Genomic DNA, 2,624 nt, shown 5'->3' with positions numbered 1-2,624 from the left:
ACCAGGATGCCAACAGTGAGCATGCGCTTGAGCCGCCCACGCGCGTGTTGCAGGGCATCCCTCCATTTGTCCCAACGCGCCCAGAGGATGAAGGCCAGCGGCAGACCGATCACTACCATTACCAGAAGGAGCAGCAGAAGAGATGGTATTGCTTCAAGAGGAGACATTGTCTTGATCCAATCCTACATAAAGATCAGGTATATGACGTAGCGAGCAGGCAACAGTCACCGTCAAGAGCGCATTGTACAGGGCCTGGGGCAGGCTCAGCCATCGCCGTTTGCTCCTATTAGTACTATACGAAAACCAAAGGAGGAGAAGAGCCGGTCAGGTTGGTCATCGGCAAGGAAAAGACGCGAGATCGCCAAGTGGGCGACCTCTGGCATCAGTGCAGATGGCCAAGCAGCTCGCCGAGGAAGGTGACAATCGCCTCGAGTACCTCTGAGACCACTTCCTCGCCCGCGAGGCTGCGCCGCCGCGGGGCCGGGCCGCTCTCTTCTTGTCCCAGGAGCAGGATGTAGGGGCTAAGGGCCACCAGCAGTGGCAGCTCCGTCAGGCCCTCGGCGGCGGGAAAGAGCTGGAGCTGACAGTCCTTCAAGCGGGCACGACTAGGCTGCCAGGCCGGCATGTGAATACGTAGCAGGACCGGCCCCTGGGTCGAGAGCATCTGACAGGTACAGCTGGCCAGCGCGGTGCTGCGCCGCCAGACCCAGCAGTAGCAGCGCCCATCGGCGAGAAGCAGGCGCAACTCAGGGAAACGGCTCTCGCTATCAAGCCAGGCCAGTGGCTGAGCGTCTGCCGCCCTATCGCGGGCAGGGCCAGGATAGATCTTGACTGCAGGATCAAAGAGCTGCTGGCCCAGCAAGAGCCAGCTCTCGCTTCCGAAGGTCAGCAGGATCTGCGTCGGCCTCTGCTGATCTCGCTCAAAGGTGGCCAGTTCGACGCTCCCTTTGCGCAGGACCAGGTAGCTCCGTCTACGCTCGGGTTGTAGCCACAGCAGCGGCTGCCCACTGCTATCATCGGATGCTTGCATCTGGTTCCCTCCGTAGCTGGATGGTGTTTGCCTGCTCTCCTTTCGTGAGGAGCTGACACTCTTCAAGAGGGGGAGAGCTAGCGAATCAGTGCTAACAGACGCGAGAACATAGGCCCGAAGAGCGCACGCAGGTGCTTGTCCGCAGAGGCTGGCTGCTGCTGCAAGGTTCGCAGCTCTTCATAGCGCTCGCTCGCTTCGTCGAGGCGGCCTAGAAGAGCCAGCAGGAGAATCTGACAACAGCGAGGTACAGGATCGCCGGGCACCGCCAGAGCAAGGCGCTCATAGACGGCGAGAGCTTCCTCTCCCCGGCCCAGGCCGCTCAAGAGGAGCGCCTGCTGATAGAGGGTCTGGCGATCGTCAGGGTGGCGCCGTAGTCGCCGCTGGCAGGCCGCTCGCTCCTTTTCGGCGCGCTGGCGGAGGATCGGCTGCTGCTCCGTCTCCAGCGGGAGCAGCGATGAGGGAGAGGAAGCAGCCCGCCAGTGGAGGCGCAGCGCCTGCAGCAGCGTTCCCAGGGCTTCGCTATAGCGACCCAGATCTACCAGCACACAGCTCTTCTGCAGGACCAGCCTGGCATTCTCAGGCTGGAGCTGGCAGGCATAGTCATAGGCAGTCAGCGCCTCGCGATAGCGCAGGAGTTTGGCCAGGACGCCGGCCTTGTTGGAGGCCGCCCAACGATGGTCTGGATCAAGCCGCAAGGCCTCCTCATAGGCCGCCAGGGCTTCAGCTGTTCGTCCGAGTTCCTGCAGCACGAACCCTTTCCCCAACCAGCTCTTCGCCTCCCGGGGATTCCTCTGCAATACTTCTTCATAAAGGGCTAAGGCCCGATCATAGGCGGCTACAGCCTCGTCACTTCTGCCTAGCCTGTCGAGTGTCAAGCCAAGGTGATAGGAGCGCTTGGCCTGACGCTCCATACTCTCTGGCAGCATCCGGCTCAATCTCTCAAAGGCCTCCAGCGCCTCCTTTTTATCAATGCAATAATCAAAAGCTGTCACGCCTGGGTGTGATCTATCCTCCGTGTATCACTACCGTCACCCGAGCCTGTGTCTGCATCTGCTGACCGTCCGTCAGGCTTCCCCAGTCATTTTAAAGCTGTCCAGCTAAGCCAGAGAGCTGGTGAGATTCGAACTCTCTTGCATCGCCCTCCGCTAGCTCACTCGCAACAGCACGCCGTATCTCTCTTCACCTCCTCAGCTCAAGGCAAGCACTATACCGCTTTGAGCAGTTCAGTCCCAGACATCTCTCGATAGCCACGGCTACACCCTCTCAATTGCCACTCATACTATTGAGATGTATATCTGCAGAAATCTTTCAATACCAGTAGGCTGCTCTCTCATTCAGCGGAGCACGCACTGTATATAGTATTGCATAATATCCATTCTCTCTTCTAGCATTGATTCCGAGAAGTAAGCACGTTGGGCATCCATAGCCACAGCCACATCCTGCACCTCCATGACCCCGCTACCTGCCCCCCAGGGCCAGGGCCATGACTCCCTCCACCAGGAAGGAGAGCGGCAACGGCCACTGGAGCGTCCAAAAGATCATCCCCAGGAGCGGCGACCCTGTCAACAACGCAAACCCCGCTCCCACGATCCCC

Annotated in this window: 2 protein-coding genes; both read right to left on the bottom strand. The window is 59.7% G+C overall.

Annotated features, from left to right (window positions below):
* Positions 1–382 precede the first annotated feature (382 nt).
* Positions 383–1,030, bottom strand: a complete 648-nt coding sequence (locus IRZ31_RS21135) for a hypothetical protein (RefSeq protein WP_112432497.1) — start codon at positions 1,028–1,030, stop codon at positions 383–385.
* 77 nt (positions 1,031–1,107) lie between these two features.
* On the bottom strand, positions 1,108–2,022 hold the full coding sequence (locus IRZ31_RS21130) for a tetratricopeptide repeat protein (protein ID WP_297157702.1): 915 nt from the start codon (positions 2,020–2,022) through the stop codon (positions 1,108–1,110).
* Positions 2,023–2,624 lie beyond the last annotated feature (602 nt).

Origin of the sequence: Thermogemmatispora sp., from assembly GCF_019683635.1 — a bacterium.
GTDB lineage: Bacteria > Chloroflexota > Ktedonobacteria > Ktedonobacterales > Ktedonobacteraceae > Thermogemmatispora.
The sequence above is the reverse complement of the archived record's forward strand: the minus strand, read 5'-3'. Positions and strand labels throughout refer to the sequence as shown.

What these genes read in the sequence shown, in the direction of transcription:
- IRZ31_RS21135 (WP_112432497.1), bottom strand. Translation starts at nt 1,030, where the DNA reads ATGCAAGCATCCGATGATAGCAGTGGGCAGCCGCTGCTGTGGCTACAA.